The 20,486-nt window shown below is 65.0% G+C and carries 20 protein-coding genes; 15 read left to right on the plus strand and 5 right to left on the minus strand.

The features are described 5' to 3' along the window. The first annotated feature begins 131 nt into the window (after positions 1-131). From Y88_RS07995 to Y88_RS08015, 5 genes are all read left to right on the plus strand, one after another. Positions 132-1,136 (plus strand): glycosyltransferase, encoded by a 1,005-nt coding sequence (locus Y88_RS07995; protein WP_008068161.1) that lies wholly within the window; start codon positions 132-134, stop codon positions 1,134-1,136. Then, positions 1,129-2,643, plus strand: coding sequence for an oligosaccharide flippase family protein (locus tag Y88_RS08000; protein ID WP_008068162.1), 1,515 nt, complete (start codon positions 1,129-1,131; stop codon positions 2,641-2,643). The genes Y88_RS07995 and Y88_RS08000 overlap by 8 nt, the downstream gene beginning before the upstream one ends. Next, on the plus strand, positions 2,640-3,806 hold the full coding sequence (locus Y88_RS08005; protein WP_008068163.1) for a glycosyltransferase family protein: 1,167 nt from the start codon (positions 2,640-2,642) through the stop codon (positions 3,804-3,806). Before Y88_RS08000 ends, Y88_RS08005 begins: the two co-directional genes overlap by 4 nt. A 94-nt stretch (positions 3,807-3,900) precedes the next feature. Continuing rightward, positions 3,901-4,920 carry a retroviral-like aspartic protease family protein gene (locus Y88_RS08010; RefSeq protein WP_008068164.1) on the plus strand — a complete coding sequence of 340 codons (1,020 nt, stop codon included), beginning with the start codon at positions 3,901-3,903 and terminating at the stop codon, positions 4,918-4,920. Between the two features lie 18 nt (positions 4,921-4,938). Further along, the gene (locus Y88_RS08015) at positions 4,939-6,765 is read left to right on the plus strand and encodes an ABCB family ABC transporter ATP-binding protein/permease (protein ID WP_008068165.1); all 1,827 of its coding nucleotides are present in this window, start codon (positions 4,939-4,941) and stop codon (positions 6,763-6,765) included. Between the two features lie 15 nt (positions 6,766-6,780). On the opposite strand, the gene Y88_RS08020 is transcribed toward Y88_RS08015, so the two are convergent. Then, entirely contained in the window at positions 6,781-6,984 is a 204-nt protein-coding gene (locus Y88_RS08020) for a DUF1737 domain-containing protein (protein ID WP_008068167.1), read from the minus strand. A gap of 177 nt (positions 6,985-7,161) precedes the next feature. Here Y88_RS08020 and Y88_RS08025 point away from each other — a divergent pair, with 177 nt between their 5' ends. After that, entirely contained in the window at positions 7,162-8,565 is a 1,404-nt protein-coding gene (locus Y88_RS08025) for a peptide MFS transporter (RefSeq protein ID WP_008068168.1), read from the plus strand. Between the two features lie 51 nt (positions 8,566-8,616). On the opposite strand, the gene hslU is transcribed toward Y88_RS08025, so the two are convergent. From hslU to Y88_RS08040, 3 genes are all read right to left on the minus strand, one after another. Continuing rightward, positions 8,617-9,918 (minus strand): ATP-dependent protease ATPase subunit HslU, encoded by a 1,302-nt coding sequence (gene hslU / locus Y88_RS08030; RefSeq protein WP_008068170.1) that lies wholly within the window; start codon positions 9,916-9,918, stop codon positions 8,617-8,619. Positions 9,919-9,937: 19 nt separating this feature from the next. Beyond that, entirely contained in the window at positions 9,938-10,525 is a 588-nt protein-coding gene (hslV, locus tag Y88_RS08035; RefSeq protein ID WP_008068172.1) for an ATP-dependent protease subunit HslV, read from the minus strand. A gap of 129 nt (positions 10,526-10,654) precedes the next feature. Then, positions 10,655-11,167 carry an outer membrane protein assembly factor BamE gene (locus Y88_RS08040; protein ID WP_008068173.1) on the minus strand — a complete coding sequence of 171 codons (513 nt, stop codon included), beginning with the start codon at positions 11,165-11,167 and terminating at the stop codon, positions 10,655-10,657. A gap of 194 nt (positions 11,168-11,361) precedes the next feature. On the opposite strand from Y88_RS08040, the gene Y88_RS08045 reads away from it, so the two are divergent. The 3 genes from Y88_RS08045 to Y88_RS08055 are packed head-to-tail and all read left to right on the plus strand — an operon-like array spanning position 11,362 to position 13,822. After that, on the plus strand, positions 11,362-11,877 hold the full coding sequence (locus tag Y88_RS08045; protein WP_018076065.1) for a ubiquinol-cytochrome C chaperone family protein: 516 nt from the start codon (positions 11,362-11,364) through the stop codon (positions 11,875-11,877). Further along, positions 11,874-12,413, plus strand: coding sequence for a YceD family protein (locus Y88_RS08050; protein WP_232280975.1), 540 nt, complete (start codon positions 11,874-11,876; stop codon positions 12,411-12,413). The genes Y88_RS08045 and Y88_RS08050 overlap by 4 nt, the downstream gene beginning before the upstream one ends. 5 nt (positions 12,414-12,418) lie before the next feature. Next, on the plus strand, positions 12,419-13,822 hold the full coding sequence (locus tag Y88_RS08055; protein WP_008068180.1) for an MATE family efflux transporter: 1,404 nt from the start codon (positions 12,419-12,421) through the stop codon (positions 13,820-13,822). Here Y88_RS08055 and Y88_RS08060 read toward each other — a convergent pair. After that, entirely contained in the window at positions 13,819-14,841 is a 1,023-nt protein-coding gene (locus Y88_RS08060) for a HupE/UreJ family protein (RefSeq protein ID WP_018076064.1), read from the minus strand. The two genes, Y88_RS08055 and Y88_RS08060, sit on opposite strands and share 4 nt — an antisense overlap. 144 nt (positions 14,842-14,985) lie before the next feature. On the opposite strand from Y88_RS08060, the gene urtA reads away from it, so the two are divergent. Genes urtA through Y88_RS08090 form a run of 6 tightly spaced genes read left to right on the plus strand, consistent with a single transcriptional unit; the run spans position 14,986 to position 20,442 of the window. Further along, positions 14,986-16,206, plus strand: coding sequence for an urea ABC transporter substrate-binding protein (urtA, locus tag Y88_RS08065; RefSeq protein WP_008068200.1), 1,221 nt, complete (start codon positions 14,986-14,988; stop codon positions 16,204-16,206). A gap of 21 nt (positions 16,207-16,227) precedes the next feature. Further along, on the plus strand, positions 16,228-17,118 hold the full coding sequence (gene urtB, locus Y88_RS08070; RefSeq protein ID WP_008068202.1) for an urea ABC transporter permease subunit UrtB: 891 nt from the start codon (positions 16,228-16,230) through the stop codon (positions 17,116-17,118). Then, positions 17,111-18,160, plus strand: coding sequence for an urea ABC transporter permease subunit UrtC (gene urtC, locus Y88_RS08075; RefSeq protein ID WP_232280976.1), 1,050 nt, complete (start codon positions 17,111-17,113; stop codon positions 18,158-18,160). The genes urtB and urtC overlap by 8 nt, the downstream gene beginning before the upstream one ends. Next, a complete protein-coding gene (urtD, locus tag Y88_RS08080; RefSeq protein ID WP_008068206.1) occupies positions 18,157-18,897 on the plus strand; it encodes an urea ABC transporter ATP-binding protein UrtD in 741 nt (246 codons plus the stop codon). Before urtC ends, urtD begins: the two co-directional genes overlap by 4 nt. Beyond that, a complete protein-coding gene (urtE, locus tag Y88_RS08085) occupies positions 18,894-19,607 on the plus strand; it encodes an urea ABC transporter ATP-binding subunit UrtE (RefSeq protein WP_008068210.1) in 714 nt (237 codons plus the stop codon). The genes urtD and urtE overlap by 4 nt, the downstream gene beginning before the upstream one ends. Further along, positions 19,582-20,442, plus strand: a complete 861-nt coding sequence (locus Y88_RS08090; protein WP_008068217.1) for a peptidyl-prolyl cis-trans isomerase — start codon at positions 19,582-19,584, stop codon at positions 20,440-20,442. The genes urtE and Y88_RS08090 overlap by 26 nt, the downstream gene beginning before the upstream one ends. Positions 20,443-20,486 lie beyond the last annotated feature (44 nt).

The raw sequence follows: 20,486 nt of genomic DNA on the forward strand, positions 1-20,486 counted from the left end.
GACTCACCCCGGATCGGCATGAGAATCAGGGCCCTGGGGGATAAAAACGGCACCTCACGCTTTGTTTACCCGGGGCGAGCTAGGAGCTAGCCTCGCTCACACGCGCTACCGCCACGCTTTTCGGACAAGACATGCCTCAATCCGCACCGACCATCAGCGTGGCCATGAGTGTCTACAACGGCGAGCGTTTTCTCGCCGCCGCGATCGAGAGCGTCCTGGGCCAAACCTTCGAGGATTTCGAATTCCTCATTCTCGAAGACGGCTCGCGCGACGCCACGCGGTCGATCATTGCGCATTATGCCGCACGCGATTCCCGCATCCGCCCGATCTGTCGCGAAAACCGGGGACTCATCACCAGTCTCAACGAATTGCTGGCCAATGCCCGCGCGCCGCTGATCGCCCGTATGGATGCCGACGACATATGCCTGCCGCGTCGCTTCGAACGGCAAGTCGCCTTTCTCGCGGCACATCCCGATGTCGGGGTTCTTGGCACATGGACCGAAGACATCGACGAAGCCGAGGCACCCTATCCGCTCAACGCGCCCGAGCATCCGGTCGATCACGAGGGCTTTCTTGCCGCGATCGAAGCGGGTGCGCCGCTCCTGTGCCATCCGGCCGTCATGTATCGGCGGGACCTCGTTCGCAGTGTGGGCGGCTATCACCGCGCCTTTCGCCATTGCGAGGATCTCGACCTCTGGCTGCGTCTGGCCGGGCTTACTCACATCGCCAACTTGCCCGAGCGTCTGCTGCGCTATCGTCACTATGGCGAGCAGGTCTCCAGTCGCCATGCCACCGTGCAACAGATCGGGGCAGCCGTTTCCCGTTTTGCCTATGCCGAGCGCAAGGCAGGACGCCCCGACCCGACGGTCGGCCTGAACGAATTGCCGGCCGTCGACGATCTCGACCGACTGTTCGGGCGTCCGGGCGTGGCACGCGAGGTGCGCGCCTTCGTCGCGCCCTCGCTGCTCTATTCGCGTGCCGCGCTCGGTGGCGACGGCTTTGACATTCTCTGCCGTTTCGTTCGCGAAGGCGGCCAGTGCGAAGGCCTGTGGCGCACCGTCGCCCGCCTGGTCCTTTTCGGATACCCCGGCCGCGCCTTGCGCCTTGCCCTTCACCTCGCAGCAGCCCGTGGCTGACCCGCAGGCGACGACCGAGGACCGCGAGCCTGCGGCGATGAGCGTGCGCGGCGCGGCGGTCTGGGCCATGGCGGCCCAGTACCTCTCTTTCGCAATCCAGTTCATCGCCTCGGTGCTGATCTCGCGGCTGTTTCTCAGCCCCGGCGAAGTCGGGTTGTTCTCGATCGGGCTTGCGACCGCGCTGATCGTCGCGGTGCTGCAGGACTTCGGCCTTTCCCGTTACATCTCGGGCCTGACCAATCTCGACGAGGACGAAGTTGCGCGGTGCGGATCGGTCGCGATCCTTTTTTCCCTGCTGATTGCGGCCATCGTCGCGGCGACGGCATGGCCGATGGCGGCAACCTATCACGAGGCGCGCCTGGCGCCGATCCTGCTGATCATCGCATCCAGCTATCTGTTCGTTCCGCTTTCAGTCGTGCCCATGGCGCTGCTGGCCCGATCGATGCAATTCCGCGGGCATTTCGCGATCAATGTCACGGCCGCGCTGGTTCAGGGCGGGACGGCGGTCGGCCTTGCTGCGGCGGGATATTCCTCTTTCGCGCTGGCCTGGGCGACCGTTGCGGCTGCGGCCACGCGGGGCATTGTTGCCCAGATCATCTGCCCGTCATGGCCGCGACGCCTTCGTTTCGACGGCATTCGCGGCGTCGTCGGCTTCGGCGCGCGGGCCAGCGTACTCTATCTGACCGGAGCACTCGGAACGCGGACGCCCGACCTTATCGTCGGAAAGACGCTGGGGGTCACGGCCGTCGGACTTTACAGCCGCGCGGTCAGTCTGTCCGACCAGTTCCGCATGCTGATTTCCGGCGCAATCGGCAGTGTCTTCTTTCCCGCATTTGCGCGCATCCGCGATCGCGGAGAGCCGCTTGGGCCCGCCTATCTGCGCGTCTGTGCGGGATATTCGGGCGTGGTCTGGCCCGGGATGATGGGTCTTGCCCTTGCCTCGGAACCGATCATCCGCCTGCTTTATGGCCCGGCCTGGCTCCATACCGCGCCACTTCTGGCGATGATCGCGCTTGCCGAAGTCGTGCTGGTAGCCCTGCCCCTGGTCAGCGACCTGCCGATCCTTGCCGGAAAGCTCAATGCGCTGCTCGCGCGCAATCTGATCGACACGGCCATGTCGGTGATCCTGCTCGGGGTGTTTTCCCACTGGGGCGTGGAGGCGGCAGCAGGATCACGCATCGCCTATGCCTTGTTCTGGTATGCGCTCTACTTCCGCTTCATGCATCGGGTGGTCGATTTCGAACTCACCGGGTTGTTGCTGATCTATCTGCGCAGCGGACTTGCCAGTGCAGCCGCGCTGGCGCCGCTCGCCCTGACTTACGTGTTCTGGTCCGGGCCGCAGTCGATCACGCTTGCCGTTCTGGCTCTCGCCTCGGCGGCGGGCGTCGTGTGCTGGATCATCGCGCTCGCCCTGCTGCGTCATCCGGTCCTTGCCGAAATCCTCGGCATGGCAGCCGCCGTTCCCGGCGTGCGAAGCTGTGTCCCTGCAAGGTTCAGAGCGGCATGACGACCACCTCCCTCACCCACACCAAACTCGATCCGGCTGCCGGACTGCGCCGGGAAAGCCCTCGCCCGACTGCCTTGCGCAATGCCGATTATGAGGGGCAATTCGACTGGAACACGCTGTTCTACGATGTCTATCGCGTCGGCGACCACATGGTGTTGCAGGGACCGCCCTATTTCAACCTGCTAGGCCCCCTGCTGCGGTCCTCTCCCTTTGACCGCATGTGGAAAGGCTGGTTTTCCCGCCTGCGCCATATCGAGCGGAACAAGCGCGGGGAAATCTGGCTTCCCTGGCAGGAAAACGAACTCGTTCTGGATGGTCCGATCGGGCTCTACCGCCTGAACGTTCAGCCCGACATGGCGGATCTTTTCGCCGGGAAGCGCGTTCTCCATACCCTGTCCAAGGACAATGCCCCGCGCTGGATCCACGATTGGATCCAATTCTATCGCGCCGAACACGGGGCTGACGCGGTCCTCCTCTACGACAACGGCTCGACGGCCTATGCTGCGGCCGAGCTGGAAGCCGACCTTGGCCGCGCATTCCCGGACATGGTCGTGCGTGTCATCGACTGGCCGTTCAAGTACGGCCCGCAAGGAGGGCTGGCCGGGGCCGTCGGGGGGATCGAAGCCCCATGGGATTCCGATTTCTGCCAGACCGGGTCACTGCAACACGCGCGCCACCGTTTTTTGCGCAAGGCGGCGAGTGTGCTCAATGTCGATATCGACGAGATGGTGCTGTCCCAAAACGAACGCGCACCCTCCGACCGATCGATCTTTGCCGCCACCGAACAGAGCGCGGGACGATTCATCAAATTTCCCGGCCAATGGATCAGCGGCGCATCGCCCCATGCGCTCTTGCCCGAAACCTGCCGCCACGCCGATTTCCTTCACCGTGACCTGACCGAAACGCGGCTCTGCCCCCCCAAATGGTGCATCGTTCCGGCCGCCCATGACTCGGTCCGCACCAGCTGGTCAGTGCACAATCTGTTCGGATCTCCGCACAATCGCTTTGTCGACGAACAATTCGGCTATCGCCACATGACGGCCATTTCGACCAGCTGGAAGGAAAAGCGCTGGGAAACCGGCATGTTCGATCCGTCGAAATTTGAGGAGGATACCGCACTGCGCGAAGCCTTTGCCCGCGCGAAGCTCCCCGTTTCGGCCTGAGCGCAAAAGCCCCGTTTCCGCACACCTGCGTATCATCCGGCAGTGGCGTTGCCGCGCGGACAGGCGTACAACCTGCGCAGGGAGAGAACATATCATGCGCAACCCGGCTGCACGTTTCGTCGCGGCTGTGGCAAGCGCCGCTTTGGCGCTGGCCTCGACCGCCGCACAGGCAACCACCCCGGCCACTCCGGAACCTGCCTCCACGCCTTCTACCCAAACGCCATCGACCGACAGCGAAGTGCTCGGCCTTGCCGTCGATCATCACGACCGCATGACGGTATCCGTCGCGGTCGGCAACGAGAAAGACACTCACGGCCCGTTCGATTTTCTGGTCGATACCGGGGCCGAACGCACGGTCATCGCCCGCGCGGTTGCCGATGCGGCAGGCCTTTCCCCGACCGGGCGCGGCCTGATCCTGAGCGTTGCGGGCAAGCGCGAAGTCGATCTGGTCACGATAGAGGCGATCAATCTCGGCCATCGCGCCGTCTATCGCCTGACCGCGCCGACGCTCGACAAGGCCGACATCGGGGCCGACGGCATTCTCGGGCTCGACGGGTTGCAGGGGCTGCGCGTCCTTCTCGATTTCGCGGGCAAACGCATGGCCGTCGGCGACGCGGCAAGCCTGGGCGGCAACGAAGGCTATGACATCGTCATCAAGGCGCGGCGCAAATCCGGGCAGCTGATCATGACCGATGCCGTGATCGACGGCGTGCGCACGGCCGTCATCATCGACACCGGCGCCGACACCTCGATCGGCAATCGTGCGCTGCAACGTGCCCTTGCCCATGCCAAGGGCGATGAAACCGCGCAATTGCTCTCGGTCACGGGACAACGGGTTACCGCCGACATGGGCCTTGCACACAATCTCGACATCGGCGGCCTTACGCTGGTCAACACGCTGATCGCCTTTACCGACGCGCCGCCGTTCGAGCGGCTCGGTCTCGGTCGGCGCCCGGCACTGCTCCTCGGCATGGAGCAATTGCGCCTGTTCCATCGGGTCGCGATCGACTTTGCCGCGCACCGCATCCTGTTCGAGGTTCCCGACCGGACACCGGCATCGGCAAATGCGGCGTCATCGCGACGTCCGCATCGGGCCACTGGCACTTCGCGGTAAAATCCCTATGTCTGCGACATGCCGCCCGAAACCGCTTCTTCCGCGCGCGCGCCTCGCCACGATGGCTGGCGTACGCTTCAGCGCTTCCTTCCCTACCTGTGGCCGCGGGACAATCCCGGGCTGCGCTGGCGGATCATCGTTGCGACCGTCCTGATCCTGATTTCGACCGGGTTTCAGCTGGCGCTGCCTTATGCGCTCAAATGGGCGGTCGACGCGATGAACGTGACCGGGCCGCGCGTGCTCGGCTTTGTCATGCTGATGGTGCTGGCCTATTCGGCGGGACGCTTTGCCGGGGTCGCGTTCGACAACTTGCGCAATATCGTGTTCGAGCGCGTGGGGCAGGACGCGACGCGCACTTTGGCAGAGCACGTCTTTGCCCGCCTGCATCGCCTGTCGCTGCGCTTTCACCTTGCCCGTCGGACCGGCGAAGTGACCAAGGTAATCGAACGCGGGACCAAGAGCATCGACACGATGCTCTATTTCATGCTGTTCAACATCGTGCCGACCGTGTTGCAGCTGGTCATCGTCGCGGTGATCTTCTGGATCAATTTCGGGTGGGGACTGGTCGCAGCAACCGCAGCGGCGGTCGTCGCCTATATCTGGGTCACGCGCACAATCACCAATTGGCGCACCCATTTGCGCGAACGGATGAACCGCCTCGACGGACAGGCGCTGTCCCGTGCGGTGGACTCGCTGCTCAACTATGAAACGGTAAAGTACTTCGGCGCCGAAGCGCGCGAGGAAGCCCGCTATGCGGCCGCCACGCGGGCCTATGCGGACGCTGCCGTCGCCAGCGAAAACAGTCTCGGTGCGCTCAACATCGCCCAGGCGCTGGTCGTCAACATGCTGATGGCAGGCGCCATGGCCTATACCGTCTGGGGATGGTGGCACGGGACTTATACCGCCGGTCAGCTCGTCTTCGTGCAGACCTACCTGACGCAGCTGTTCCGCCCGCTCGACATGCTCGGCATGGTCTATCGCACCATTCGCCAGGGTCTTACCGACATGGCGGAAATGTTCCGCCTGATCGACACCCATGTCGAAGTGGCCGACGCCCCCGGTGCGCCCGCGCTGGCGATCCGCCAGGCTGGAGTTGTCTTCGACAATGTCGTCTTCGGCTACGATCCCGAACGCACAATCCTGCACGGCCTGTCGTTCGAAGTCCCGGCGGGAAGCCGGGTCGCGATCGTCGGCCCCTCGGGCGCGGGGAAATCGACGATCGGGCGCCTGCTGTTCCGGTTCTATGACCCCCTGTCCGGTCGCATCCTGATCGATGGACAGGACATTCGCACCGTGACGCAGACGTCGCTGCGCGCGGCACTCGGAATCGTGCCGCAGGATTCGGTGCTGTTCAACGACACCATCGGCTACAACATCGCCTATGGCCGCGAAGGGGCCACCATGGCCGAAGTCGAAGCCGCCACACGCGGGGCCGCGATTGCCGATTTCATCGGTCGCCTGCCCCAAGGGCTCGATACCGAAGTGGGCGAGCGCGGGCTCAAGCTGTCGGGCGGGGAAAAGCAGCGCGTGGCGATTGCCCGCACGCTGGTGAAAAATCCGCCGATCCTCCTGTTCGACGAAGCCACCAGTGCACTCGATACCCGCACGGAACAGGACATTCTGGGCACCTTGCGCGCGGTCGCGGCCAATCGCACCACGATCTCGATCGCGCACCGCCTGTCGACCATTGCCGATTCCGACAGCATCCTCGTCCTCGAACAGGGGCGCCTTGTCGAACAGGGCAGCCATGCCGAACTGCTGCGGCGCGACGGGCTCTATGCCGAAATGTGGGCGCGGCAAGCCTCGGAAGGCGGCGAGGAAGATCTGGTCGAGGCCGCGCAATAAGCGCTTTCCGTCCGGTCAGCCTTTCAGGACATCGGCCTCGTGCCAGACGACGGCCTGCGCCACTTTGACGCAGCCTTCGTTGGCGTCGAACGTCATCGCCGGGGAACCGTAAAGCCGCCAGCCCTGCACCAAGGCCTCGGACACCCGCTCGCAAAAGGCGCGGTCGTCCTTGCCGGTCAGGAGGCGGTAGATCGGGCGGTCATCAGGGGTCGTGTACATGGGCCAGGGGAATAGCCCAGGCCCACCGCCATTCCAACCCGCCGCCGATCGTTTACCCAAGCCGTGGCAGGCGCTTGCGCAAGCGGCGGCAGTCGGTAGGCTGTGCCTACAGATCCCCACCCCACCGACCTGCGACGCGAGGAACCCGGCGCAGGTCGGCATGACCCCGGACCTTCCATGGAATCGTTGACCGATACAGAAGAACGCATCGTGACTGCCGCCCCTGCGCGCTGGCTGGGGCATCCCCGCGGCCTGTGGGTGATCGGAGGCACCGAGCTTTGGGACCGCATTTCATGGCACGGCATGGTCTCGATGCTGGTCCTTTACATGACCGGCGAATTGCTCAAGCCCGAACGGATTGCCCATGTCGGGGGATGGAATGCCTATCGCGCCACGCTCGAATGGGTGTTCGGGCCTCTGGGCAATACCGCGATCGCGACACAGACGTTCTCGCTCTATTTCGCGGCCATCACGTTCCTGCCGCTGATCGGAGGCTGGCTCGGCGACCGCGCGATCTCGCGACGCACCGGCGTGACCGTCGGCGCACTGGTAATGACGCTCGGCCATTTCCTCATGGCGTTCGACAGCACCTTTCTGGCGGCGCTGCTTTCGCTTTCGATCGGCGCGGGATTTCTGCGCGGCAATCTCTCACCCCAGATCCGCGCGCTCTATGCCGCAGGCGACAGGCGCCTTGGCGAAGCGTTTCAGGTCTATGCGATCTGCGTCAACATGGGGGCCTTCATCGCCCCGCTCGCATGCAGCACGGTCGCCAAATACTATGGCTGGCACGCCGGGTTCGCGGTTGCGGGTCTTGGCATGCTGATCGGGCTGGTCTGGTATCTCTTCGGATCGCGCCACCTGCCCCCGCAACCGATCCGCGAGAACAAGGCGCTTCGCACGCCTTTCACCACACAGGACCGACGCAATCTCGTGGTTCTGGCCCTGCTCTGGCCCTTTTCGGTCGCGTTCTGGACCAGCCAGGCGCAGATCTGGAACGTCTACAATGTCTGGGTGCGCGACCATGTCGCCATGGATGTCGCCGGATTTGCAGTGCCGGTGCCCTGGCTGCAATCGCTCGACGGACTGGCTCCGGCGGCCTTCATCCCGCTTGTCATCCTGCTTTTCCGCACCATCGCCCGACGCGGGGACGAGCCGGACACGCTCTTCAAGATGGCGGCCGGGTGCCTTATTTTTGCAGCCGCGACGCTCATTCTCGCGGCCGGACCGCTGATGGCCGGAACCGATGGCCGCACGCCGATCTGGGGTCCGGTCGTGTTCCACCTCACGTCCAATCTGGGTGCGGCGCTGTTCGTCCCCTTGATGCAGGCGACGTTCGCCGCGCGGGCGCCCGAACGCCTGCGCGGCACGCTGCTTGGCGTCTATGCCCTGTCGATCACGGCAGCGAGCCTGATCAGCGGCCCGATGGGGGGCTGGTACGACCATGTGAGCCCGCCGACATTCTGGATCGCGACAGCCGCAATCGTCGGTGTTGCGGGCGTCCTGCTCTTGCTGATCGCAAGACCGCTGCGCCGCTGGATGGGGCCGGATGCAGAACCTGAGGAAGGCGGCGCCGCCCACTGATACCCCCTCCGGCGCATGTGCAGGCGCCGGAGGGGGCGACAGGAAACGTCGCTAGAGGATATACTTCGAAAGGTCCGCGTTTCCGGCAAGGCTGGCCAGTCGCTGGGCGACATAGGCTTCGTCGACCGTCACGGTCGTTCCCACCCGGTCCTCGGCGTCGAAGCTGACTTCCTCGAGCAGCTTTTCCATCACCGTCTGCAAGCGGCGAGCACCGATGTTCTCGACCGCCTCGTTCACTTGCGCGGCGGTACGGGCAATCGCCCGGATCGCGTCGGGAGTGAATTCCAGCGCGACTTTCTCGGTTTCGAGCAAGGCGCGGTACTGTTCGACGAGATTGGCACGCGTTTCCGAAAGAATGCGCACGAAGTCATCCTCGGACAGACCCTTGAGCTCGACCCGGATCGGCAGACGCCCCTGAAGCTCGGGCAGCATGTCGCTCGGCTTGGCAACATGGAAAGCACCCGATGCGATGAAGAGCACATGGTCGGTCTTCATCGGGCCGTACTTGGTCGAAACGGTGGTCCCTTCGATCAGCGGCAGGAGATCGCGCTGCACGCCTTCACGACTGACCGAACCACCGCGAACATCGCTGACGGCGATCTTGTCGATTTCGTCGAGGAAGACGATGCCGTTGGTTTCCGCATTGGCCAGCGCCACGCGGGCAACGTCGTCCTGGTCCATCCGCTTTTCGGCTTCTTCGTCGACCAGCTTTTCCCAGGCGTCGGGCACCCGCAGCTTGCGCCGCTTGGTAGGCTGACGGCCGAATGCCTTGCCCATCATGTCCGACAGGTTGATCATGCCGACCCCGCCGCCCATGCCGGGAATTTCCATCGGCATCGAGGGACTGTCCTCCACCTCGATCTCGACTTCCACGTCGGCCATCGCGCCTTCGAGAATGCGATTGCGGAAGCTTTCGCGGGTCGCCTCGCTGGCACCGTCACCAACCAGAGCCTTGAGCAGGCGATCCATCGCAGCCTTGCTCGCCGCTTCGCGGACGGCCTCGCGACGGCGGGCCTTTTCCAGCCGGATCGCCTCTTCGGCGAGATCGCGGGCAATCTGTTCGACGTCACGGCCGACATAGCCGACTTCGGTGAACTTGGTCGCCTCGACCTTGACGAAGGGCGCGTCGGCAAGCTTGGCCAGACGGCGGCTGATCTCGGTCTTGCCGCAGCCCGTGGGCCCGATCATCAGGATGTTCTTGGGGCTGACCTCGTCGCGCAGGGCAGGCGCGAGGTGCTGGCGGCGCCAGCGATTGCGCAGCGCCACGGCCACGGCGCGCTTGGCGTCCTGCTGCCCGACGATGTGTTCGTCGAGTGCGCGGACAATGGCCTTGGGAGTAAGATTGTCGTTCATGGGCAGGGGATCCCGGGAATCAGATTTCTTCGAGCGTCACGCGGTCGTTGGTATAGACGCAGATGTCGGCCGCGACTTTCATCGCGCGGCGGGCGATCTGTTCCGCATCGCTTTCATAATCGGCCAGCGCGCGGGCGGCAGCGAGTGCATAGTTCCCGCCCGAACCGATCGCGGCAATGACGGTATCGCCCGCAGCTTCGGGTTCGAGCACGTCGCCGTTGCCGGTCAGGACCAGCAGCGTTTCAGCGTCGGCCACGATCATCAGGGCTTCGAGATTGCGCAGGTACTTGTCGGTGCGCCAGTCCTTGGCGAGTTCGACCGCCGCGCGCAGCAGTTGGCCGCGATGGGCTTCGAGCTTGCGTTCGAGCCGTTCGAACAGGGTGAAAGCATCGGCCGTCGCACCCGCGAAACCGGCGATTACCTTGCCGCGCCCGTCCTCGCCCGGCGCGCCGAGACGGCGCACCTTGCGGGCATTGGGCTTCATGACGGTGTTTCCCATCGACACCTGTCCATCGCCGGCGATGACGGTGCGTCCGTTCTTGCGGACCCCGATGATGGTGGTCCCATGCCACTGGATCAGGCCGTGGCTGGCCGCTTGGTCGGTCATGTCCCGGCATATGGGGGTGCCGGATGACCGTTCAATAGCGCCAAAAGGCGAATGGCCAAAAGGCGATGATCAAGGGCCCGGCAGGAACGCGACAGAAGACAGCGCGCCCCGCCGATGCCCGGCCGCTCATCAGCTGCCGTTCGGGCCGGTACCGCCGCCACCGCCGGTATTGCCGCCGCCGCCCTGCTGCCCACCGCCGGGCACGGCGCCGACCGTGCCGATATTGCCGAACAGATCTTCAAAGAAGCTGCGCTCGTGGCCCAGCGTCGCCGTCGAATGCTGGTCGGGCTCGATCCGCACGGCCTTTTCCACGCCGTCGTTGGCCACCTGCTGCACATTCCCGGCCGCATCGAAAGCGATCTTCATGATCGAGCCAGAGTGGATGCGCGGGCGCGTGAAAGGCTTCTGCAGCGTGTCGAGCGAGACATAGTACCAGGTCGCCTGGCCGAACTGGCTCTTCAGGGTCGGCTGCCCCAGCGAGCGTTCGACCGACAGGCGGTTGTCGACCCCGGGAAGGACCGACTGCGTCAGCGCAGGATCGACCAGATAGCCGCGATGGTCGCGAATGCTGCTGCACCCGCCGGCTGTCATCGCCAGCGCGAGAACCGCACCGCCACGCATCGTGATCCGCTTCAACTGCATTGCCTGCCTTCCGATCAAGCCCCGGCGCCGATCGGCACCGCCCGCATCTCAAACTGCGCGGCGGGTCGTTTGCCTTCGCTGCCGCGCGTCCTATATCTCACGCCTTAGAGGCTGATTCAGCATTCGCGAAGAGCGAATTTCGATAAAGCCGCCGCACATTCGACGCGGCAAGGGAAGAAAGGTACCGTTCTGAAATGTCGCTTCTCGCGAAATGGCTGCGTCCCCGGCACGACGACCGGGCAGCCGTGCGCCCCCTGTGGCACCGGGTGGTCGAAATCGCGCGTGAAAAGGAATGGTATCGCGACTGCGGCATTGCCGACACCGTGGCGGGCCGGTTCGACGCGATCACGCTCATTCTGGCACTCGTCCTGATTCGCATGGAACGCGACGAAAGCCTCATCCCCCCCTCGGTCCGCCTGACCGAACTTTTTGTCGAGGACATGGACGGACAATTGCGACAGGGCGGCATCGGCGACCTGGTCGTTGGCAAACATATCGGCAAACTCATGAGCACACTGGGCGGACGCCTCGGCGCCTATCGCACCGCGATGGAGGAAGGCGAAGACGCCATGGCAGCAGCGGTTGCCCGCAACGTCACTTTGTCCGAAGGCAGCGATCCCGTGCTGGTCGCCCGGCGCGCCCGCGCCTTTGCCGCCGGACTTGCCCTCGTGCCCGCCGACCGCGTGCTCTCTGCGGAGATCGGACGATGACCACTATGACCCCCGAATTCACCCGTATTCTCGACATCCGCCAATTGCCTGTCGGCCCCCACGACTACAGCGCGGACGAGACCGAGCGCCGCCGTCTGGCCGGGCGTTTCGGCCTGTCGGCGATCGAGACGTTCACCGCGACCGTGACGGTGGCTGCGGAAAACGATGTCGTCTCGGCCACCGGTCGCATTCATGCCGCGATCATCCAGCCTTGCGCGATTTCGGGCGAGGATTTCCCCGTCCGGATCGACGAACCGCTCGCCTTGCGGTTCATTCCCGCGACCGGCAACGCCGCCTCACCCGACGAGGAAATCGAAATCACCTCGTCCGACTGCGACGAGATCGAATACGAAGGCCTGACCTTCGATCTGGGCGAAGCGCTTGCCCAGTCGCTTGCTCTGGCGATCGATCCTTTCGCCGAAGGCCCCAATGCCGACAAGGCTCGCGCCGAACACGGCCTTTCCGGGGAAAGCCAGGGCGGCGCCTTTGCCGCGCTGGCCGCGCTGAAACCCTCCACCCCCGAACGCGGGAACTGACTCTCTTGGCCCCCGCCGGAACGGCCCACGGGGCCAACCAAAACCCGCAAGGCCCGCGACGCCAGGGCGACCTCACCAGCGGGCCGATCCTGTCGACGCTGATGCGGTTTTCCGCGCCGACGCTGATGGCCAATGTGCTGCAATCGCTGAACGGCACGGTCAACGCGATCTGGGTCGGGCGCATGCTGGGCGGCAGCGCCCTTGCCGCGACGGCCAATGCCAATGTCGTCATGTTCCTGGTCTTTGCCGGAACCTTCGGCTTCGGCATGGCCGCCACGGTGAAAGTGGGACAGGCCTTTGGCGCGGGGAATATCGCGGCGGCACGGCGGACGTTCGGGACGACGCTGGGGTTCTGCTTTGGGCTGTCGCTGCTGGTCGCGACGCTGGGGTGGATCTTTACGCCCGAACTGCTCCACGCGATGTCGACGCCCGATCAGGTGCAGGCCTTCGCGCTTTCCTATCTGCGCGTGGTCTTCATCGCCATGCCGGCCCAGATGGTCACGGTGATCCTCGGCATGGGGCTGCGCGGGGGCGGCGATTCGGCGACCCCGCTGCGCTTCATGATCCTCTCGGTCCTGCTCGATGTCGGGCTCAATCCCGTGCTGATCGGCGGGCTAGGCCCGATTCCGGCTTTCGGCATTGCCGGATCGGCGATGGCAACGACCATTGCCGCGCTCGTCTCGATGCTGGCGTTCGGGCTCGACCTCTATGCCCGCAATCTGCCGCTGCGCCTGCGCGGGGCCGAACTCGCCCATCTTATCCCCGCCCCCGACGAACTGCGCTACATCGTGGTCAAGGGATTGCCGATGGGCGCGCAGATGCTGCTGGTCTCGATGGCCGGGATCATCATGGTCGGCCTCGTCAACCGCGAAGGCGCGGTGGTCAGCGCCGCCTATGGCGCCAGCCTTCAGGTCTGGACCTATCTGCAAATGCCCGCGCTCGCGATTTCGGCAGCGGTCAGTGCCATGGCTGCACAGACGATCGGGGCGCGGCTGTTCGACCGGCTCGGCGCGATCACGCGCGCAGGGGTCCTGCTCAACCTCGTCATGACCGGGGTCATGGTGCTGCTCTTGCTCGCGTTCGATCGGCCGGTGCTGCAACTCTTCCTCGGCGCGCACAGCCCGGCGGTGGATCTGGCTCGCCACATCCAGTTCCTTGCCAGCTGGAGCTACGTGCTCTTCGGCGTGACCATCGTGCTCTTCGGCACCATGCGCGCCTCGGGCGCGGTGCTGGCGCCGCTCGTGATACTTGGCCTCTCGATGTATCCGGGGCGGCTCGGTTTCTATGCGCTTTTCTATCCCCGTCTCGGGATGGACGCGATCTGGCTCAGCTTCCCGGTCGGATCGCTGATCGCGGTCCTGCTCGCCGCTGCCGCCTATCGCTTCGGCACTTGGCGGAAGCGTTTCTAGGCGCTTCCGAACGCAAGGACCCGGTCGAACACCCACCAGGCTCCAACGATCCCGACGCCATAGAGCATGGCGATCCGCGCCGCCTGTTCGAACGGGCGCCCGCGCACTTTGCGGGGGATCTGCCGCAATCCGGCAAGCATGGCGAGTAGCGCCGCGACGAAGACAAGCTGCCCGATCTCGACCCCGAGATTGAAGAAAACGAGCGCACCGGCGCGTTCCCCCGGCGCCACGCCCAGTTCGCGCAGGGCCGTCGCAAAGCCGAGGCCGTGGAGCAGGCCGAACCCCGCCACCACCGCCATGTTGCGCCGGAACGAGGGATGGGAATGTCCCTCCAGAACCTGCAAGGCTTCGCGCGCCATGAAGACGATCGACAGGGCAATGCCCGCCTCGACGGGCGGGATTGGCGCACGCACCACGTCGAAAAAGGCGAGCGCGAGCGAAATCGAGTGCCCGACCGTAAAGGCCGTCACGAGCGACAAAAGCCCCCGCCCGCGTGCCAGGAGGGCAAGGCAGGAAACAAAGCACAAGTGGTCCCAGCCGAGCCAGATGTGCCACATCCCCTGCCGCAGATAGTCTACCGCAATCTCGCCCAGCGGACGGGTTCCCGCCGCCGTCTCCCCGACCGGGATCACGATCCCCTCGCCCGTTCCGGCAAGGCTGCGTTCCACCTGATCGTCGATCGGATCGCTCGAGACGTTGGAAGTATAGCGCGCGCCGTCCGCTTTCCACGGCGTGCGGATCACGTCGTCGGCGCGAAATGCATGGGCGCAGGCAAAGCTGATCGCATAATGCACCCGCGCTCCGTCGGGCTGGCGGATGAGCGCCGTCTGGCGACATCCCGCAGGAAGAACGACCGGCGCGGGTTCGGCAATGGATTCGGGCAGCGTGACGGCAAGCTCATAGCTGTTCGCCGCTTCCCCCCGCATGAGGGCGATGTCTTCGGAAAAGAAAATGTCCGCATGGGCCGCTCCGCCAAGGCCAAGCCATGCCAGCAGCGCGAGCACCCACCATTTCGTCATGCCGACCTCATGGGCCACGCCTAGCCCAAGGGCGAAGCGAGAGCCGTACGTCAAATAACCAATGGGGCGACGGCATGGGCCCGCCTAGGGTCGGGGCTCCCCTCTCCCCTGTCGGGGCGAGCCGTCGTTCAGGAGATATCGCAGATGGCGTTTTCGCCGAGTTCCCGCAAATCCGCCCTTCTGGTGGCCGCTGCCCTCGTCGCGCTGCCTCTGGGCGCCTGCCACAAGAGCGGCCCGGCCGTTTCGGGCAACAGCGTGACCGTCGGCGTGCTCCAGTCACTGACCGGCACCATGGCGATCAGCGAAATCACCGTGAAGAACGCCGAATTGCTCGCGATCGAGGAAATCAACGCCAAAGGCGGGGTGATGGGCAAAGAGATCGCCCCGGTGGTCGAGGATGGCGCCTCCGACCCGTCGACCTTTGCGCAAAAGGCCGCAAAGCTGGTTGAAAGCGACCACGCCGCGACCGTCTTCGGCGGATGGACCTCGGCCAGCCGCAAGGCGATGCTGCCCGTGTTCGAACGCACCCACAACCTCTTGTGGTATCCGGTGCAGTTCGAAGGCAACGAATGCTCGCCCGCGATCATGTATTCCGGCGCGCAGCCCAACCAGCAGGCCCTGCCCGCGTTCGACTGGGCCGTGAAGCAGGGCTTCAAGACGTTCTACCTCGTCGGCTCGGACTATGTGTACCCGCGCACGGCCAACCTCATCCTCAAGAAGCATATCGAACAAGGCGGGCTCAAGGTTCTGGGCGAGGACTACGTGCCGCTGGGCGGCACCGATTTCTCCGGCATCATCGCCAAGATCCAGCAGGCGAAGCCCGCAATCGTCATCAACACGCTGAACGGCGATTCCAACGTCGCCTTCTTCAAGCAGCTTCAGGCCGCCGGGCTTTCGACCAAGGTCCTGCCGGTCATGAGCTTTTCCATCGGCGAACAGGAAGCCAAGGCGATGGGCGCCGCCCTTGTCGAAGGCAGCTATGCCAGCTGGAACTATTTCCAGAGCCTGTCGAGCCCCGACAATGCCGCGTTCGTTGCCGCCTATCGCAAGAAGTACGGCGCGGACGCGGCGATCACCGACCCGATGATCCACGGCTATCTCGACGTCTATGCGTGGAAGGCCGCCGTCGAAAAGGCGGGCAGCTTCGACCCGCAAGCCGTGCGCAAGGCGGCGGCGGCTCTCGGCGCGTTCGACACGCCGATGGGCAAAGTCTCGTTCGCTACGAACCAGAGCCTCGTGCAGAAAGCCTATATCGGCAAGCTCAAGGCCGACGGGCAGTTCGAGATCATCTCCTCCTCGCCAGCCGAAATCCAGCCCGAGCCTTATGACCCGCTCGCCTTCCCCGGCAAGACCTGCAAGCTCTGACGGCCTCGCGGTAGCCCGGACATGAGCGGCATTCTTGTTGCCACCCAGCTTTTCAACGGGCTGTCGCTGGCGTCGATCTACCTCTTGGCGGCACTGGGCCTCGCGCTCAGTTTCGGGCTGATGCGGGTCATCAACATGGCCCACGGCGAACTGCTGATGCTCGGCGGCTATTTCGCGTGGGGAACGCTGGGGCTGGTTCCGGGGCCGCTCGGCATTCTCGTCGCGCTCCCGGTTGCGTTCCTGGGCAGTGCAGCGGTCGGCGCGGTCATCGAGACCACGTTGATCCGGCGACTGTCGGCCCGCCCGCTCGATACCCTGCTCGGGACATGGGGCGTCAGCCTCATCCTGCAACAGGCCGCGCGCGACCTCTTCGGCGCGATCGGGGTCGAAGTACGCGCGCCCGACTGGCTTTCGGGGGCATGGACACTGGGCGGGGTGACGCTGCCCTCGGCGCGCCTCTTCATCATGCTGGTCGCCCTTGCCGTACTCGGCGCGCTCGCCCTGCTGCTGCGCCGCTCGCGGCTCGGCCTGTTGGTGCGCGCGGTCAATCAGGACCGGATGATGGCGAGCGCCTGCGGCATCGATGCCGGGCGCGTCGACCTGGCGGTGTTCTGCCTCGGCTCGGGCATTGCCGGAATGGCAGGCGTCATGCTCGCCCTGCTCGGCCCGGTCACGCCCAATGTCGGGCAAGGCTATATCGTCCCGGCTTTCCTTGTCGTCGTCATGGGCGGGCTCGGCTCCATCCTCGGGACCACGGTCGCAGCGCTTATCCTCGGCCTGTTCCTCGCCCTGTCGCAGATCTTCGTCGATGTCAGCATCGCCCAGATGCTGATGCTGGTCTTCGTCATCGTGTTCATCCAGTTCCGCCCGCAAGGCGTCGCCCCTGCCCGCACGAGAGCGCTCGATGCCTGATTTCCTCCAATCGCGGGGTTTCTCCCGCACTCTTCCGCTGGTGCTCTTTGCCCTTGCCGCCGCGATCCCGTTCGGCCTGTCGGACTATGACACCAATCTCGTGGCGCGGTTCCTGGCCATGGGGATCGTCGCGCTCGGTATCGTTCTCACCTGGGGCCACGGCGGAATTCTCAGCCTTGGCCAGGGCGTGTTCTTCGGCCTCGGCGGCTATGCCATCGCCATGCATATAAAGCTTGCCGATCTTGCCGAGGGCGAAATCCCCGATTTCATGCAATGGAGCGGGCGAACCGCGCTGCCGTTCTGGTGGGAACCGTTCCACAGCCCCGTCTTCGCGCTTGCCGCCGCGCTCGTCGGTCCCGCGCTCGTTGCCGCACTCTTTGCCTGGGCCGTGTTCCACCGCCGGGTCAGCGGGACCTATTTCGCACTGATTACCCAGGCGCTCGCCCTTGCATTCGCGACGCTCATCATCAGCCGGCAGGACGTTACCGGCGGGTTCAACGGCCTGACCAATTTCACCTCGATCTTCGGCTTTCTCTTCGCCGGGCCGGGCATGGCCTCCGCGCTCTACTGGATCACGCTCGGCGCGCTCGCCCTGTCGTGGCTCGGCTTGCGCTGGTTGCTCGGCTCACGCTTCGGCACCGTGCTGCGGGCCGCGCGCGACGGGGAAAACCGGGTACGCTTCCTCGGCTATGACCCGGTGCCCTTCAAAGTGGCGGCCTTTGCCCTTGCCGCCATGCTTTCAGGCCTCGGCGGCGCACTCTTCACGCTCAATGCCGGGGTGATCTCGCCCGCGTTGATCGGCGTTGCCCCCTCGATCGAGATGGTCGTCTGGGTCGCGATCGGTGGACGCACCAGCCTTGGCGGCGCGATTTTCGGCGCTCTCGCGGTCAATCTTGCCCGCGACGCGATCTCCAGCAGTTTCCCCGAAGGCTGGCTCTATGTGATGGGCGCGCTCTTCATTCTGGTCGTCACACTCTTTCCCCAGGGACTTGCCGGACTGCTGTCCAGCCGCTCGGGCAAGCGCGGGGAGAACCCGGCATGAGCGCGCTTCTCCACGTCGATGCGGTCACGGTCGATTACGGCGGGTTCAAGGCGCTCGACGGATTTTCCCTCGATCTGGCGCAAGGCGAAACCCGCGTCGTCATCGGCCCCAACGGCGCGGGCAAATCGACCCTGTGCGACACCATCATCGGTCGGGTCCGCCCGACCCACGGCGCCATCCGCTTTATGGGCGAGGATATTTCCCGGCTGTCGGAACCGGCCATCGTCGCGCGCGGGATCTGTCGCAAGTTCCAGGCCCCCGGCGTGCTCCCCAGCCTGACCGTGCAGGACAACATGGCCCTTGCCGCGCGCACCGACCGCCGCTGGTGGAAAGCGCTCAGCCACGGCATTCCCGCTGCCGAGCGCGCATTCGTCGCCGAAACGCTCGACCGCGTCGGCCTTGCCGCGCGGGCTGGAACCCCGGCGGGCGAATTGTCCCACGGCGAAAAGCAATGGCTGGAAATCGGCATGGTCCTCGCCACCCGTGCGCAAGTGATCCTGCTCGACGAACCGACCGCAGGCATGGGTCCGGCCGAAACCCGCGCCACCGCCGAACTCGTGCGGGAACTCGGCACCAGCCGCACGGTGCTGGTGATCGACCACGACATGAGCTTCGTCGAACAGCTCGAAGCCCCCGTCACCGTCATGCATCAGGGACGCCTGCTCGCCTCGGGCACACTCGACGAAGTGCGCGCCGACCGCGAAGTCGCCGCCGTCTATCTGGGACATACCGCATGAGCACCCCCCTGCTCGAAATCACCGGCCTTGGCGCGGGCTATGGGCAAAGCCGGGTCCTGTGGGACATCGACCTTGCCCTCGCACCGGGCGAGGTCCTTGCGCTGATCGGTCGCAACGGCGTCGGCAAGACGACGCTCCTTTCCGCAATCGCCGGATCGCGCCCGTTGAGCGCGGGAACCCTGCGCCTTGGCGGAGAAGACATTACCACGCTGTCCCCCCATCGCCGCGCACGCGCCGGGATCGGGCTGGTACCGCAAGGGCGCCATGTCTTTCCCCAGCTGTCCGTCATGGAAAACCTGCAAGCCGGTCTTTCCGCACTCGGCCCCCGTGCGCGTCAGGCCAAAGTGCCCCAGCACATCTTCGATCTCTTTCCCAAGCTTTGGGACATTCGCGACCGTGCTGCGGGCTTCCTTTCGGGCGGGGAACAGCAACAACTGGCCATCGGCCGGGCTCTCGCGGGCGAACCGCGCCTGCTGCTGCTCGACGAACCGACCGAAGGCATCCAGCCCAATGTGGTCCAGCAGATCGAACAGGCGCTTACCCACGTCCGCCGCGAACTGGGCATGACCATTCTGGTGGTCGAGCAATATCTCGATTTCGTCTGGCGTTTCGCCACGCGCTATGCCGCGATGCAGAACGGACGGATCGTGCGCACCGGCTCGATTGCCGGGGAAAGCGCGGCCGATGTCGCTCACCTCGTCCATATCTGACCGCCTGCGCGCGGCCTCGCGCGATCCGCTGGTGATCTTTGCCCTGCTTGCCGCCGCGCTGTTCGGCGGATACCGCTTCATGCATCCCGACCGGCAGGCGATCGAGGTGTCCCCCGCGGTCGAGGCCTCGCTGTTCGACGATTACACCACGCTCGCGGGCCATCGCCCGGACGCTGCCGAACAGCAAAAGATCATCGCGCGGTACATCGACGACGAAGTCCTGTTTCAGGAAGCGTTGAAGCGCGGCATCGCGTTGTCCGACAAGGGCGTGCGACAACGCCTGATCGAACGGATGCGCATGGACATGGCGCCCGAACCCGCCGAGCCGAGCGAAGACGAACTGATGGCATTCTATGCCACCCATGCCCAGAGCTACAGCCTCGAACCCTCGATCAGCTTCGACCACGTCTATTTCCTGCACGCCCCGGCCGATCCAGCTGCCGTGCTCGCCCGGCTCAATGCCGGAGAGAAAGTCGAAGGCGACGATTTCTGGATGGGCCGCGACTTGCCCCGCTATGGCCGGTCGATGATCAGCGCGATGTTCGGGCTGCCGTTCCTCGACAAGCTCGAAACCCTGCCGCAAGGGCGCTGGGTCGGACCGGTCGCCTCGATCAAGGGCACGCATTTCGTCCGCGTCAACGACCGTCGTCCGGCGATCCCCCGCCCCTACCCCGAAGTGCGCGACCTCGTCCTTCACGACTGGAAGACGGCCCATGCCGATCAGGCGTTGCAGAGCCAGCTCACACGCCTGCGCAGTCGCTATCGCGTGTCGGTGGCCCCTGTTTCGGGCGAAACACCGCGAGAATCAGGGCCTTCTACGTCAAACACTCCATAGGCCGCGCGGCTCTGTCGGGGCAGGAAAGCGCGCATAAACGTGGC

Origin of the sequence: Novosphingobium nitrogenifigens DSM 19370 (genome assembly GCF_000192575.1) — a bacterium.
GTDB lineage: Bacteria > Pseudomonadota > Alphaproteobacteria > Sphingomonadales > Sphingomonadaceae > Novosphingobium > Novosphingobium nitrogenifigens.